This is a genomic window from Arhodomonas sp. AD133 (assembly GCF_051195215.1).
In the GTDB taxonomy this organism is placed as follows: domain Bacteria; phylum Pseudomonadota; class Gammaproteobacteria; order Nitrococcales; family Nitrococcaceae; genus Arhodomonas.
Map to the genome: position 1 here is coordinate 40,450 of NZ_JBNAZM010000034.1, position 13,937 is coordinate 54,386.

A 13,937-nucleotide genomic window follows, 5' to 3' on the forward strand; every position below is an offset into this window, starting at 1 on the left:
ATTGCGTGGCCGTGAACGTCACAACGAGCTCATGGCCCGGCACACGAGCTGGCGGGTGGGCGGTCCGGCGGACCGATTCTATAGGCCCGCGGACGCCGATGACCTGGCCGCTTACCTGCGCGCGTTGCCCGAGGCGGTCGCTGTGACCTGGGTGGGGCTCGGCAGCAACCTGCTAGTCCGCGACGGTGGCCTTCGCGGCGCAGTCGTTCAACCGCAGCGGGGGCTCGCGGCTGTCGATGTGTCGCCGTCGGGGGAGGTGACCGCCGGTGTCGGCCTGCCCTGCGCGAAGCTCGCACGGGTGTGCGGCCGGGCGGGGCTCGTGGGGGCTGAGTTCTTCGCCGGCATCCCCGGCACCCTGGGCGGGGCGCTGGCGATGAATGCCGGCGCCTGGGGGGGTGAGACCTGGCCCCATGTGCTGGCGGTGGAGACGGTGGATCGTCGTGGCGAACGCCGCTGGCGCCCCCGCGATGACTACCGGGTCGGTTACCGCGAGGTGAGTGGGCCTCCGGGAGAGTGGTTCCTGCGAGCGCGGCTGGGTTTCGCCGGCGGCGGTGACCCGGATGCGCTGGCCGCACGCGTGCGCGAGCTCGTCGCCGAGCGTGCAGAGCGCCAGCCCATGGGGGAAGCGAGCTGCGGCTCGGTATTCCGCAACCCTCCGGGCGATCACGCCGCGCGCCTGATCGAGGCCGCGGGTCTCAAGGGCACGCGCATTGGCGGCGCCCGCGTGAGTGACAAGCACGCGAATTTCATCATCAACGACGGCGAGGCGACGGCCGCGGATATCGAGGCGCTCATCGCCCATGTGCGCGGGGTGGTCGCCGAGCATCACGGTGTCCGCCTGCAGCACGAGGTGCGCATCGTCGGTGAGGAGGTGGCTGATGGGTGAGCCGGGTTGGCAGCGCCCCGAACAGGCCGGCCGCGTGGCCGTGCTGCTGGGTGGCTGGTCGGCGGAGCGGGAGATTTCCCTGAAGAGCGGGCATGCCATGCTTGCCGCACTCGAGCGCCGCGGCGTGGACGCCCACGCATTCGATCCCCGTGAGCAACCGCTGACCCGGCTGGCGGATTTCGATCGCGCCCTGATCGCCCTGCATGGGCGCGGTGGCGAGGACGGTGTCATCCAGGGGGTTCTCGATGCCCTGGGCGTGCCTTATTCAGGTAGCGGTGTGCTCGGTTCCGCCATCGCCATGGACAAGCTGCGCACCAAGCTCATCTGGCGCGGACTGGGGCTCGCGACGCCGGCGTTCGCGCGTCTGGACGCGGCGTCGGATTGGCAGGCCGTCGTCGGCGAGCTCGGGCTGCCGTTGATGGTCAAACCGGCGCACGAAGGCTCGAGCCTCGGCATGGCGCGCGTCGACGCGGCCGAGGATCTGGAACGCGCCTGGCGGGCGGCCGCGGCGTACGACGCGGAAGTGTTCGCCGAGCGCTGGGTCAGTGGCGAGGAGTACACCGTGGCCCTGCTGGACGGCGAGATCCTGCCGCCGATCCGCATCGAGCCCACCCACGGTTTCTACGACTTCGATGCCAAGTACGTCGCCGAGGATACCCGCATGCACTGCCCCTGCGGATTGCCCGAAGCGGCCGAGCACGAGCTCGGCGAGCTCGCGCGGGCGGCCTTCGAGGTGGTGGGGGCCAGCGGCTGGGGCCGGGTGGATGTAATGCGTGACGCTGCCGGAGGCTTCTGGCTGCTGGAGGTCAATACCGTCCCCGGCATGACCGATCACTCCCTGGTGCCAGCCGCCGCCCGTGTGGCGGGCGTGGATATGGACGAGCTGGTGTGGCGAATCCTCGCGACGAGCCAGCGGCGGGAAGCGGTGAGATGACCACGATGACCATGAACGACGAGCCAGGCCTGAGCGCCGGTGCGGACGCGCCGGCGCCGCGGCGCGGTGTTGCCCGCTGGGTCACCGGTGTGGCCGTCGTCGTGGTCGTCGTCGCGGCGGCCTCGCTCGCCCTGGAACGTTGGCGACCGGCATCGGTATTTCCGGTGCGCACGGTGCGTTTCGAAGGCGATCTGGCGCACGTGCCGGAGTCCGACCTGCGCTCGGCGGTGGCGGACCACCTCGGCGGCGGCCTGCTGCTGGTCGACCTGGGCAGTGTGCGTCGGGCCGTGAAGGCTTTGCCCTGGGTAGAGGATGCCGCGGTCTGGCGAGTCTGGCCGCAGGGCTTGCGCATCAGCGTGAGCGAGCGTGAGCCGGTGGCGGTCTGGGGCGATGACGCCCTGGTGACCGCCACGGGGCACGTTTTCCGTCCCGACGCCCGGCCCGACGGTCTGCCGCGCCTGGGCGGCCCCGACGGCAGCCAGAAGGAGGTGCTGCAGCGCTTTCGAAGCTGGCGAGAACGTCTCGGCGCCATCGGTCTCGCGTTGCGGGCGCTGCGCCAGGACGAGCGCCGGGCCTGGCACGGCCGTCTCGCCGACGGCACGTCGCTGGCGCTCGGGCGCAACGATGTCGATACGCGTATCGCGCGTCTGATCAACGCCTGGCCGCGCGTTCGGCGCGCGGCCGGGGACCGCGGCATCGCCGCACTCGATCTGCGTTACCCCAATGGCTTTGCCGTGCGCTGGGCGCCGGAGAGTGAACAGGCCGGAAAGGATACACATCCATGACCCGCAAACAGGATCGCAATCTGCTCGTCGGACTGGACATCGGTACCTCGAAGGTGGTCGCCATCGTCGGCGCCGTTAAGGAAGGCGGCGAGCTCGAGGTCGTGGGAATCGGTTCCCATCCCTCGCGCGGGATGAAGAAGGGCGTCGTCGTCAACATCGAGTCGACGGTGCAGTCGATCCAGCGCGCCGTGGAGGAAGCCGAGCTGATGGCCGGCTGCGATATCCACTCCGTTTACGCGGGGATTGCCGGCAGCCACGTGCGCTCGCTGAACTCCCACGGCATCGTCGCAATCCGCGACCGCGAGGTCTCCGGCGGTGATGTGGAGCGGGTGATCGATGCCGCCCGGGCGGTGGCCATTCCCGCGGATCAGAAGATCCTGCACATCCTGCCCCAGGAATACATCATCGACAGCCAGGAGGGCATCCGCGAGCCCGTCGGCATGTCCGGTGTCCGCCTGGAGGCGAAAGTCCACATGGTCACCGGCGCCGTGAGCGCAGCGCAGAACATCGTCAAGTGCGTGCGCCGCTGCGGGCTCGACGTGGATGACGTCATTCTCGAGCAGCTTGCCTCTGCGCAGGCGGTGCTCACCGAGGACGAGAAGGAGCTCGGTGTCTGCCTGGTCGACATCGGTGGCGGTACCACCGATATCGCCGTGTTCACCGAAGGCGCGATTCGCCACAGCGCAGTCATTCCCATCGCCGGCGACCAGGTCACCAACGATATCGCCGTGGCGCTGCGCACCCCCACGCAGCACGCCGAGGACATCAAGGTGAAGTACGCCTGCGCGCTGTCGCAGCTCGCCAGCCCCGAGGAAACCATCGAAGTGCCGTCGGTGGGCGACCGCGCTGCCCGGCGCCTGTCCCGCCAGACGCTAGCGGAGGTCATCGAGCCCCGCTACGAGGAGCTGATGACGCTGGTGCAGAGCGAGCTGCGCCGCAGCGGCTTCGAGGACCTGATGGCGGCGGGCATCGTGCTCACCGGTGGCAGCGCCAAGATGGAGGGCGCCATCGAGCTTGCCGAGGAAGTGTTTCATATGCCGGTGCGCCTGGGGCTCCCGCAAGGGGTTACCGGGCTGACGGACGTGGTGCGTAATCCCATCTACGCCACCGGCACGGGCCTGCTGCTGTTCGGCGGCTCCAAGCGTCACGCCGAACCCGGCGTCACCGCCGAGGACGACAGCGGGCATACGGGCTTCAGCGCGCTATGGACGCGCATGAAGGGATGGTTCCAGGGGAACCTCTAAGAGAGCCTGTTGACCAGTTGACAGGCCCCAATAAAGCACGGGTCGAGTGACTATAGACAGCCGGTACGAAGAGACCGGATTCAGGAGGCGCGACATGAAGTTCGAACTCATGGACTCGTTTAGCCAAAACGCAGTGATAAAGGTCATCGGTGTCGGTGGCGGCGGCGGCAACGCCGTGCAGCACATGGTTGCCGCGGACGTCGAGGGCGTGGATTTCATCTGTGCCAACACGGACGCCCAGGCGTTGAAGAACACCTCGGCGAAAACCGCCCTGCAGCTGGGGGCGAGCATCACCAAGGGCCTGGGGGCCGGCGCCGACCCGGGCATCGGTCGCGAGGCGGCGATGGAGGACCGCGAGCGCATCGCCGAGGTTCTCGAAGGGGCGGACATGGTGTTCATCACCGCGGGTATGGGGGGTGGTACCGGCACCGGTGCCGCGCCTGTCGTCGCCGAGGTGGCCAAGGAGATGAGCATTCTCACCGTCGCCGTGGTGACCAAGCCGTTCCCGTTCGAGGGTGGCAAGCGCATGAACGTGGCGATGGAGGGCATGAAGGAGCTTGGCCGCCACGTGGACTCGCTGATCACCATCCCCAACGAGAAGCTATTGTCGGTGCTGGGCAAGGAGCTGACCCTGCTCAATGCCTTCAAGTCCGCCAACGACGTGCTCCTCGGGGCGGTGAAGGGTATCGCCGAGCTGATTACCCGGCCGGGGCTCATCAACGTGGACTTCGCTGACGTGCGTACGATCATGTCCGAGATGGGCATGGCCGTGATGGGATCCGGGTACGCCTCGGGCGAAGGGCGCGCCCGCGAGGCTGCCGAGCGGGCCATCGCTTCGCCGTTGCTGGAGGACACCAACATCTCGGGTGCACGCGGCATTCTCGTCAACGTGACCGCCGGCATGGATCTGTCCATCGGCGAGTTCGAGGAAGTCGGCAACACCGTCAAGGAGTTCGCTTCCGATGACGCCACCGTGGTCGTGGGTACCGTCATCGATCCGGAGCTGGAGAACGAGTTGCGCGTGACGGTTGTCGCTACCGGGCTTGGTGGGGCGCAGAGCGCAGTGGCCGAGCCGGCGGTGGCACAACGCACCGTCGCGCGCAAGGCAAGCGGCGAGGTCGACTACAATCAGCTCGACCGGCCCACGGTGATCCGCAAGAAGGCGGCCAATGACCGGCAGCCGCAGCAGGACGACGACATGGACTATCTCGACATTCCCGCGTTTCTCCGCCGTCAGGCGGACTGACGGGCATCGGGCCGAGGCCCGATGACGTCGTGTCTCCGACCCGTTTGCCGGGCCCCTTCGGGCCCGGCCCGTCTGGAGGCGCGTGCCTGCTGAACGCAATGTACAATCGTCCACATTTGTATTACATTAGCTTGATTATGTGTCGGACCGCCGTGTCGGTTTGCAGACTTGTTCACGCCGGCATTGGGCGTGTTGCATGCCACGGCCTCATTGGGGGAAGCTCAAGCGCATGATCCGCCAGCGAACGCTCAAAAACAGTATCCGCGCCACTGGCGTCGGTCTTCATACGGGTGAGAAGGTCTACCTGACACTGCGGCCCGCTGCCCCCAATACCGGCATCATCTTCCGGCGTATCGATCTGGACGAGCCGGTCGAGATTCGCGCTCATCCGGAGAATGTCGGCGATACGAAGCTCTCCACCAGCCTCGTCCAGGATGGCGTCCGCGTCTCCACCGTCGAGCATGTTCTCTCGGCAATGGCCGGCCTGGGCATCGACAATGCCTATGTGGATCTCTCGGCGCCCGAAGTGCCGATCATGGACGGCAGCGCCGGCCCCTTCGTATTCCTGATCCGGTCCGCGGGGATTCAGGAGCAGGAGGCCCGCAAGACGTTCATCCGCATCAAGCGCCCCGTGCGCGTGGAAGAAGAAGACAAGTGGGTGGCCTTCGAGCCTTTCGACGGGTTCAAGGTGGGGTTCACGCTGGAGTTCGACCATCCCGTTTTCCAGGATGGGTTTCAGCGTGCCGAGCTCGATTTTTCCACAACCTCGTTCGTCAAGGAAGTCAGCCGTGCGCGCACCTTCGGGTTCATGCGCGACGTTGAGTTCATGCAGCAGAACAACCTGGCGCTCGGTGCCAGCCTCGACAATGCCATCGTCGTGGATGACTACCGGGTGCTCAATGAGGACGGCTTGCGCTACGCCGACGAGTTCGTCAAGCACAAAGTCCTCGATGCCATCGGCGATCTCTACCTGCTCGGGCACAGCCTGATCGGCTCGTTTACGGGCTACAAGTCCGGGCACGCCCTCAATAACCGTCTTCTGCGCCGCGTCCTCGCGGAGACCGACGCGTGGGAGGAGGTGACCTTCGACGAAGTGGCGGATGCACCGATAACGTTCGATCAGCCGGTACCGGTGACTTGACCGCCACCAGCCTCTGAGCAACAGTCAGTCGCTCCTGCAGAACCCCCGCCACGCGCGGGGGTTTTTGCATCCACGATGGCAGTTTTCCAATCGTTTCAGAGGTATTGTCATGCGTCAGCCGGTCTGTGCGCCGATGGGGCAAGTCGCGAGGCGCGCGGTGTAGCCGGGCGAGCAACGCAGCCCCATCGGCGCACAGACCGGCCCAACGGGAGCGCCGCAGCGCCCCGGTGGCGGCGTTGCGCCCGCTTGACGTGACCCGGCCACGCCGGCGCGAGCGCGCCTTGCCCCCGAACCGCTGTGGCGCTCTGACACATGACAATACCTCTGAGAAGATTAGTAAGACCGGCGACGGAAATCGATCAATTGATCGAAGGGGCGCTTGTGCCATTATCGGGACATGGACGTACGATTCATTCAGATCATCGCTCTCGCCTGCGGGCTGATGCTGTCGCTCGCTGCCGGCACGGCGTCCGGGGCCACGGTCTGGCAGCTCGACATCAAAGGGCCGATCGGACCGGTCACGGCGACCTACGTGCGCGACGGCATCGAGGCGGCCGATCGCGAAGGCGTGGCCGCGGTCATCCTCCGGGTCGATACGCCGGGCGGTCTCGACAACGCCATGCGCACCATTGTGCGTGCGGTGCTGGCGGCTCGCACGCCCGTGGTGGTCTGGGTCGCGCCATCCGGTGCCAGGGCCGCCAGTGCGGGCACGTATATCCTGTACGCGAGCCACGTTGCGGCCATGGCGCCCGCGACCAATCTCGGCGCGGCCACGCCGGTGCAGATCGGCGGTGGTGGATTTCCGGGACCCGGCGGCGGTGATGGCGGTGGTGATGGTGACGGTGAGGCCGACGGCAAGGGTGAGGACCAGCCCGCGAGCAACGAAGAGGCCATGCGCCGCAAGGTCGTCAACGATGCGGTGGCCTACATCCGCGGACTGGCGGAGCTGCGCGGCCGCGACGCGGAGTGGGCGGAGCAGGCCGTGCGTGGCGGCGAGAGCCTGTCAGCGCAGGCAGCCCTGGAGCGGGGTGTCGTGGAGATCGTTGCCGCCGACGCGCAGGAGCTGCTATCGGCCCTGCACGGGCGGGAGGTGGAGACGGCGTCGGGCGAGCGTACGCTGGATACCGAGAATGCGCAGGTCGTCAGCCGGGCGCCGGACTGGCGGACGCGGTTGCTGTCGGTCATCGCCCACCCCAACGTCGCCTACATCCTCATGCTGGTCGGCATTTACGGGCTGATCTTCGAGCTCGCGAACCCCGGTGCCATCGTGCCTGGCGTGATCGGCGGCATCGCGTTGCTGCTGGCCTTGTTCGCGCTGCAGGTGTTGCCGGTGAACTATGCCGGTATCGGGCTCATCCTTTTCGGTGTGGCATTGATGCTCGCGGAGGCGTTCGCGCCGTCATTCGGTATCCTCGGTCTCGGGGGGATGGTCGCCTTCGTGGTGGGCTCGTTGCTGCTCTTCGATACCGATGTGCCCGGCTTTCAGCTCTCGATACTGCTCGTCGCCGGTGTCAGTCTCGCGAGTGTGGCGCTGCTCTTCGGTGCCGGAACAATGGCGGCGCGTGCTTACCGCCGGCCGGTGGTCTCCGGGCGCCAGCAGCTCATCGGCGCTTCGGCCAGCGTCGTCTCCGGTTTCCCGGGGCACGGACGCGTTCGTGTCAGGGGTGAGTTGTGGCAGGCGGAGTCGTCCGATGCGCTTGCGCCCCAGGAGGTTGTGGAAGTGGTTGATATGCGTGGCCTGCGTTTGGTGGTCGCGCGCCTTGATCGGTCGAATGACAGGAGGAATCAGGTTTAATGAGCGCGAGTCATCTCGAAGCCGCACTGTCCCGTTTCAATGCATGGTTCGAACAGGCGGAGGCGCACGAGGCGATTGCCGAGCCCACGGCGATGACGCTGGCGACGGCGCGCGCCGATGGCCGTCCGTCCGCGCGCATCGTGCTGCTCAAGGGTGTCGACGAGCGTGGTTTCGTCTTCTACACGAATACTGACTCCCGCAAAGGGCATCAGCTCGGGGAGAATCCGCATGCGGCGCTGGTGTTTTTCTGGCAGCCGCTGCAGGCCCAGGTGCTCGTGGAGGGCGAAGTCGCCGCGGTGAGCGATGCCGAAGCCGATGCGTATTTCGCCTCGCGACCGCGACTCAGTCAGATTGGTGCCTGGGCGTCGGAGCAATCGCGGCCGCTGGCGAGTCGCGAGGCCCTGGAGGCCCGGGTGGCCGAAGCGGAGGAGCGCTTTGCCGGTCAGGTCATTCCACGGCCCTCGAACTGGGGCGGATATCGTGTCGTTCCCGACATGATCGAATTCTGGTCGGGGCGAGATGGCCGTCTGCACGAGCGTGACCGCTTCTGGTTCGAAGACGGTCACTGGCATTACACCCTGCTCAATCCCTGAGCTGAGCCCCTTCCGCTCCCGCGCATGGTTACGGTGGACGCGCCTCAGGCGCGCCCGCCGTAATCCAGCCACGGCATCAGCTGCAACGGTGCTTCGCTGCAGGTGAGCCCTCCGGGGCGTTCGAGCTGAAAACTCGCACCTATGCGCTCGGCGTGTGCCTGCCATCGCTGCTGGATGCTCTGAATCGCCGTCGGCTGCAACGGGTAGTCGTGACCGAGGTAGACGATCTCGCCGTCGGTGTTCTGCGCGAGCACGGTGTAGGCGATCGGTCCCACCGCCGGGAGTATCTGCTCGGTCAGGGTGATCGCGCTGGCGCTGTCGAAATCGGGCGACCCGTCGACACTCTCGCGGCGACATGCATCGTCGGCGAGGGATGCCCCCGCCGCGGTCCCGACCGCTGTCTCTGCGTCGCCGGCGTATATGCCCTCATCCGGTGCCGTAGGAATCACGCGAATACCGTGCGCGCCCAGGCCCGCCATATACTGCCGCTGCACACGACACCACTGAGCGTAGCCTTCCGGGGCCTCGGCGCCTGTGCGCTCCGCCCACTCGTCCAGCGTCAGGTAGGGGGTCCAGGCCCGTCCCTGCACGGCGACGAAGCGGTTGCCGGCGTCCGTGGTCACCGCTACGGGCGTGTCCGGTCGATACAGGGCCCCTTCGATCACCTGCCAGAGCGCGTGGAATCCCGCGTGCTCGAGTTGCACCTTCAGCAGCGCGCTGAGGTCGTGGAACGTGGCGTAGGCAAGATGTACCGGGGCGATGCCGAACTGCTGGCGTATGGCCTGGTCCGTGGCGAGAGAGGGGGCGCCGCGCTCGAGCAGCCGCTCCTCGAGCAGGCGGCGGACGTCGTCCAGCGTCGGACCCGGTGCCACCAACGCGAACGGCACCGCGAGCAGGGGGCCGGCGCCCGCCGAGCGTCTCGGAGCGAGCTCCGGGAGCGGAAAGCGCCCGCCGGCATTGCCGAGGGTCAGCCGGTGAGGCGTAAAGGCGCCGCCACGCAGGCTGCCCCGGTAGACCTCCAGCAAGGCTTCGGCTATGGGCAACCCGGGCTGCAGCAGTTCGGTGAGATCGTACAGCGCGCCGGTGAGAATCAGGCCCGCCGTACGGACTTCGTCGCCGAGAATGCGGTGAAGGTCGGCCGCCATTGTCTGGCCCAGAATCTCGGCGGCATCGCGGCTCAGCGGCTCCGGTGGCAGCTGGCCGCTACCGATCGTTTCCTGAGGCAATTCGACGGTGAGAACGGCCGGGGTGGCGGACAACGCGGCAGACATGGTTGCTTTCTCCAGGGGTTCGAAGCGGGGCAAAGGTCCGTACCCGCGCATGCAGCAAAGTGGATTGCTATTATGCCCTGCGATCTGCCCCGAAGGGAAAGCCGCGCCGCCTGAAAAGTTTATCGTCGGTACTGGTTAGAAGGCGGTGAAACACCGTGAAGGCATTCCGGAATTGTCAATTCCGCTCATGTACGATTTAATATTATAGTGGAAACGGAAAAACCCATTGCGTGCGAGCGTCACGCTTCCGTTTCGACTGGCGCGAATTCGAACAAGGCAAAGATGTCGAGGAACGATTCAATGGTTGATCTATCCAAGTACAGCTCCGAAGAACTGCGTGCGCTGAAGAAGGACATTGATAAGGCGCTGGAGTCGCGTCGCAAGGACGATGCGAAAAAGGCCCAGCAGGAAATGAAGGCCATTGCCGAGCGCTACGGATTCTCGGTCAACGAGCTCGTTCAGGGGCAGGCGGTGCGGTCGACGCGGCGCGGTAAGGCGCCTGCACGCTTCCGCCACCCCGACGACGCCTCCAAGACCTGGTCGGGCCGTGGCCGCAAGCCGGTCTGGGTCAAGGAGTGGGAGGCGGCTGGCCGGTCGCTGGAAGAGCTGCGCATCAAGTAATCGTGCGCGAGCCTGCATGGTCCGCTGTCGGGTGTGCAGGACCCGGGGAGCGTCGCCAGGCGCTCCCCGGGCAAGCTCAGGTGGCGCGTTGCAGCGTCCCCAGGGCGTCGCTCAGCCGCACCGGGACCGTCTCCGGTGCGGTGAGTCGGCGGCACGCCGCCGGCAGGCGGTTCAGCTCGTCCGCTGCGCGCGTGCGTGCCCCGCCGAGGTCGGTGGCCACGCTTGCCGATTCCAACCGTTGCCCGTCACGCATTACGGTCTCGAGCAGTGCGTGCCCAGGCTCATCGTCACCGTCGAGGCCGATGGTGTCGAGCGCAAGGATGCCGTGGGCGTCGTGTTGCCGGAATATCTGTTTCACCCCCGGCAGGTCGCTTTTGCCCCGAGCGTGCTTGGCGCGGGCGCGTCCGCTGAAGTGGTGGAGCTTGTAGGCGGAGTCGAGAAAGGGCTCGTCGGCGGAGGTGTTGACCTTCGAGCCGACACCGAATCCGTCCGCCGGCGCGCCGGTGCCCACGATGTCGGCGATGCGGAATTCATCGAGGCCGCCGCTTAACAGCACCAGGGTGTCCGTTAACCCGCCGGCGTCGAGGACATCCCGAACCGCCCGGGCGTTGGCGGCGAGATCGCCGCTGTCGATACGCACACCCTTCACCCGGATGTTGTCACGGGCGAGACGTGCCGCCAGGTCCACCACTTTGCGCGCGCCCTCGATCACGTCGAATGTATCGATAAGCAGCACGACATTGTCCGGGTGGCTGCGTGCGAATCGCTCGAAGGCTTCGGTTTCGTCGTCGTGGGCGAGTATGAACGAGTGCGCCATCGTTCCCGTCACGGGGATGTCGTAGCGGGCACCGGCGAGGGTGGTCGCGGTGGCGCCGAAGCCTGCGAGGTAGCAGGCGCGGGCCGCCCAAAGGCCTGCCTCTCCACCGTGGGCGCGACGCAGGCCGAAGTCGACGACGAGCCGCCCTTCGGCGGCATGCACGCAGCGCGCTGCTTTGGTGGCAATCAGGGTCTGGAAGTGGAGGATGTTCATCAGCCGCGATTCCACCAGTTGTGCCTCGGGCAGCGGCGCGAACACCTGCAGCAGCGGCTCTTCGGGAAAGAACACCGTGCCTTCCGGCAGGGCGCGGACTTCGCCCGTGAAACGCCATCCCCGCAGGCGCTCGACGAACGCGTCGCTGAAATGGCCACTGGCGGCCAGCCATTCGAGCTCTTCAGCGCCGAAACGCGCATGCTCCAGCCAGTCCAGGGCCTGGGCCAGGCCGGCGGCGATGAAGAACGAACGCGACTGCGAGGGGCGGATGAAGAACTCGAACACCGCTTGCTGCTCCATGCCGTATTCGTAGTAGCTCTGGAGCATGGTGAGCTCGTACAGATCGGTGAGCAGCGGTGATCGTTCCAGGTCCATGTATGCCTCCGTTGACCCCTTCGGGTGATATCGGTCTTATCCGCGTCGGGATCAACCGTCGCCTGGGAAACTTGTCGCGTCGGCCGGTGCGGTAGGCGTCCGGCGGCGGCTCAGGTGCGCAGTCCGACACCGCGGTGGAGCAGGAACAGGCTTATCGCGGCGAGAGCGGCGATGAACAGCAGGATGATCCCGTAGGCGGTACCGATGGGGATGTCGGAAGTGCCCAGAATGCCATAGCGGAACGCGTTGACCATGTAGAGAATCGGGTTGACCAGTGACACGTTCTGCCAGAAGTCGGGCAGGAGTTTGATCGAATAGAACACACCGCCGAGATAGGTCAGCGGTGTGAGCACGAACGTCGGCACGATGGAGATGTCGTCGAACTTCTTGGCGAAGATGGCGTTAATGAACCCGCCGAGGGAGAACAGCACGGCGGTGAGGAATACCACCGAGGCAGTGATCCAGGCGTTGTGTACGCTCAGGTCGGCGAAGCCGGTGGCGATGAATGTCACGATAAGGCCGGTGAGCAGCCCGCGTCCGACGCCGCCGGCGAGATACCCGAGGAGGATGGTGTAGTTCGGCGTTGGCGAGACCAGGATCTCTTCGATGTGCTTCTGGAACTTGGCCCCGAAGAACGATGAGACCACATTGGAATAGCTATTGGTGATCACCGCCATCATGATGATGCCCGGTGCGATGAACTCCATGTACGAATAGCCATCCATGGGCCCCACGCGGGAGCCGATGAGGTTGCCGAAGATCACGAAATACAGCGACATCGTGATCGCCGGCGGAACCAGTGTCTGGATCCAGATGCGCAGGTACCGGTGGGTTTCCTTGCGGGCGATGGTGGCGAGTGCCACCGTGGTCTGGCGCAAATACTCGGCTTGCACGCGAAACTCCTCAGGTGGCTGTCCGGGCGGCGGCTTCGGTTTCGTGCGTTTCGTTTTTCTCCAGCATGCGCACGAAAAGCTCCTCGAGCCGGTTGGCCTTGTTCTTGAGGCTGAGGACTTCGACGCCGGCCTCGTCCAGCGTCCGGAAAAGGCGATTGAGTCCCTGGTCGCTACGGACTTCGACCTCCAGACTGCCGTCTTCGAGCGGAATCACGTGGTAATCCGGTAGCGGCGGCACATCGCTGATACGGCACTGGATGTCGAGAATGTAGCTTTGCGTGCCGAGCCGGCGTAGCAGGGCGCGGACGTTGGTGTGCTCGATGATGCGCCCCTCGTCGATGATCGCGATATTGCGGCACAGCGATTCGGCTTCCTCCAGGTAGTGTGTCGTGAGGATGATCGTGGTGCCTTCTTCGTTGATCTTGCGCAGGAATGTCCACATCGAGCGGCGCAGCTCGATGTCCACCCCCGCGGTGGGCTCGTCGAGGACGAGTACACGTGGCTCGTGAACGAGCGCGCGGGCGATCATCAGGCGTCGCTTCATGCCGCCGGAGAGGTTGCGGGAGACGGCGCGGCGCTTGCCCCAGAGGCCGAGCTCCTTGAGATAGCGCTCGGCGCGTTTCCGTGCCAGCTCGCGGTCGATTCCGTAGTAACCGGCCTGGTTGAGCACGATCTGACCGACGGTCTCGAAGTGGTTGAAGTTGAATTCCTGGGGGACGAGTCCGATGTTGGTCTTCGCCTCCCACGGGTCGCGATCGATGGCGTGGCCGAAGATCTCGACATCCCCGCTGGACTTGCGCACGAGCGAGCTGATGATGCCGATGATGGTGGATTTGCCGGCGCCGTTGGGGCCCAGAAGCCCGAAGAAGTCCCCGGGCTCGACCTCCAGGTTCACGTCACGCAGGGCCGTGACCCCGCCGGCATAGGTCTTGTTGAGGTGACGCAGCGATAGCGCGTTCATGCAGGATCCGCAGGTGTGGGTTGGCAGGCCGAAAAGCCCGCCGATAGTAATGGGCGCGGGTCACGACTGACAAGGTCGCCCAGGAAGTCCTTTCCAATCCAGAGATGAGCCTGAACGGGCGATGGTGAGAGCGCCATCAGGCGGCCGGAGTTTGGGCCTGAT

13 protein-coding genes are annotated in these 13,937 nt (G+C 66.0%); 9 read left to right on the forward strand and 4 right to left on the reverse strand.

Going from position 1 to position 13,937, the window contains the following annotated elements; all coding sequences use genetic code 11:
- Window positions 1-31 precede the first annotated feature (31 nt).
- The 8 genes from murB to pdxH all read left to right on the forward strand — a co-directional run bounded on the left by murB (window position 32) and on the right by pdxH (window position 8,624).
- A complete protein-coding gene (gene murB, locus ACPEES_RS16600; protein ID WP_435104702.1) occupies window positions 32-886 on the forward strand; it encodes a UDP-N-acetylmuramate dehydrogenase in 855 nt (284 codons plus the stop codon).
- Window positions 879-1,820, forward strand: a complete 942-nt coding sequence (locus ACPEES_RS16605; RefSeq protein ID WP_435104689.1) for a D-alanine--D-alanine ligase — start codon at window positions 879-881, stop codon at window positions 1,818-1,820. The genes murB and ACPEES_RS16605 overlap by 8 nt, the downstream gene beginning before the upstream one ends.
- Entirely contained in the window at window positions 1,817-2,605 is a 789-nt protein-coding gene (locus tag ACPEES_RS16610; RefSeq protein WP_435104690.1) for a cell division protein FtsQ/DivIB, read from the forward strand. Before ACPEES_RS16605 ends, ACPEES_RS16610 begins: the two co-directional genes overlap by 4 nt.
- Window positions 2,602-3,849 carry a cell division protein FtsA gene (ftsA, locus tag ACPEES_RS16615; RefSeq protein ID WP_435104691.1) on the forward strand — a complete coding sequence of 416 codons (1,248 nt, stop codon included), beginning with the start codon at window positions 2,602-2,604 and terminating at the stop codon, window positions 3,847-3,849. The genes ACPEES_RS16610 and ftsA overlap by 4 nt, the downstream gene beginning before the upstream one ends.
- Before the next feature lie 94 nt (window positions 3,850-3,943).
- Window positions 3,944-5,095 carry a cell division protein FtsZ gene (ftsZ, locus tag ACPEES_RS16620; RefSeq protein ID WP_435104692.1) on the forward strand — a complete coding sequence of 384 codons (1,152 nt, stop codon included), beginning with the start codon at window positions 3,944-3,946 and terminating at the stop codon, window positions 5,093-5,095.
- Window positions 5,096-5,324: 229 nt separating this feature from the next.
- Window positions 5,325-6,236 carry a UDP-3-O-acyl-N-acetylglucosamine deacetylase gene (gene lpxC / locus ACPEES_RS16625; RefSeq protein WP_435104693.1) on the forward strand — a complete coding sequence of 304 codons (912 nt, stop codon included), beginning with the start codon at window positions 5,325-5,327 and terminating at the stop codon, window positions 6,234-6,236.
- 397 nt (window positions 6,237-6,633) lie between these two features.
- Window positions 6,634-8,031 carry an NfeD family protein gene (locus tag ACPEES_RS16630; protein WP_435104694.1) on the forward strand — a complete coding sequence of 466 codons (1,398 nt, stop codon included), beginning with the start codon at window positions 6,634-6,636 and terminating at the stop codon, window positions 8,029-8,031.
- The gene (pdxH, locus tag ACPEES_RS16635) at window positions 8,031-8,624 is read left to right on the forward strand and encodes a pyridoxamine 5'-phosphate oxidase (RefSeq protein ID WP_435104695.1); all 594 of its coding nucleotides are present in this window, start codon (window positions 8,031-8,033) and stop codon (window positions 8,622-8,624) included. Before ACPEES_RS16630 ends, pdxH begins: the two co-directional genes overlap by 1 nt.
- Before the next feature lie 44 nt (window positions 8,625-8,668).
- Here the strand turns inward: pdxH and ACPEES_RS16640 are convergent, their stop codons facing one another.
- The gene (locus tag ACPEES_RS16640) at window positions 8,669-9,895 is read right to left on the reverse strand and encodes a hypothetical protein (protein ID WP_435104696.1); all 1,227 of its coding nucleotides are present in this window, start codon (window positions 9,893-9,895) and stop codon (window positions 8,669-8,671) included.
- A gap of 300 nt (window positions 9,896-10,195) precedes the next feature.
- Between ACPEES_RS16640 and ACPEES_RS16645 the strand changes: the two genes are divergently transcribed.
- Window positions 10,196-10,516 carry an H-NS family nucleoid-associated regulatory protein gene (locus tag ACPEES_RS16645; protein ID WP_435104697.1) on the forward strand — a complete coding sequence of 107 codons (321 nt, stop codon included), beginning with the start codon at window positions 10,196-10,198 and terminating at the stop codon, window positions 10,514-10,516.
- A 76-nt stretch (window positions 10,517-10,592) separates the two neighbouring features.
- Here the strand turns inward: ACPEES_RS16645 and ACPEES_RS16650 are convergent, their stop codons facing one another.
- The 3 genes from ACPEES_RS16650 to ACPEES_RS16660 form a co-directional block, all read right to left on the reverse strand.
- Window positions 10,593-11,921: a nicotinate phosphoribosyltransferase gene (locus tag ACPEES_RS16650; protein ID WP_435104698.1), complete on the reverse strand. Its 1,329-nt coding sequence runs from the start codon at window positions 11,919-11,921 to the stop codon at window positions 10,593-10,595.
- Between the two features lie 110 nt (window positions 11,922-12,031).
- A complete protein-coding gene (locus tag ACPEES_RS16655; RefSeq protein WP_435104699.1) occupies window positions 12,032-12,814 on the reverse strand; it encodes an ABC transporter permease in 783 nt (260 codons plus the stop codon).
- A 10-nt stretch (window positions 12,815-12,824) separates the two neighbouring features.
- Window positions 12,825-13,775 carry an ABC transporter ATP-binding protein gene (locus ACPEES_RS16660; protein ID WP_435104700.1) on the reverse strand — a complete coding sequence of 317 codons (951 nt, stop codon included), beginning with the start codon at window positions 13,773-13,775 and terminating at the stop codon, window positions 12,825-12,827.
- Window positions 13,776-13,937: the final 162 nt, after the last annotated feature.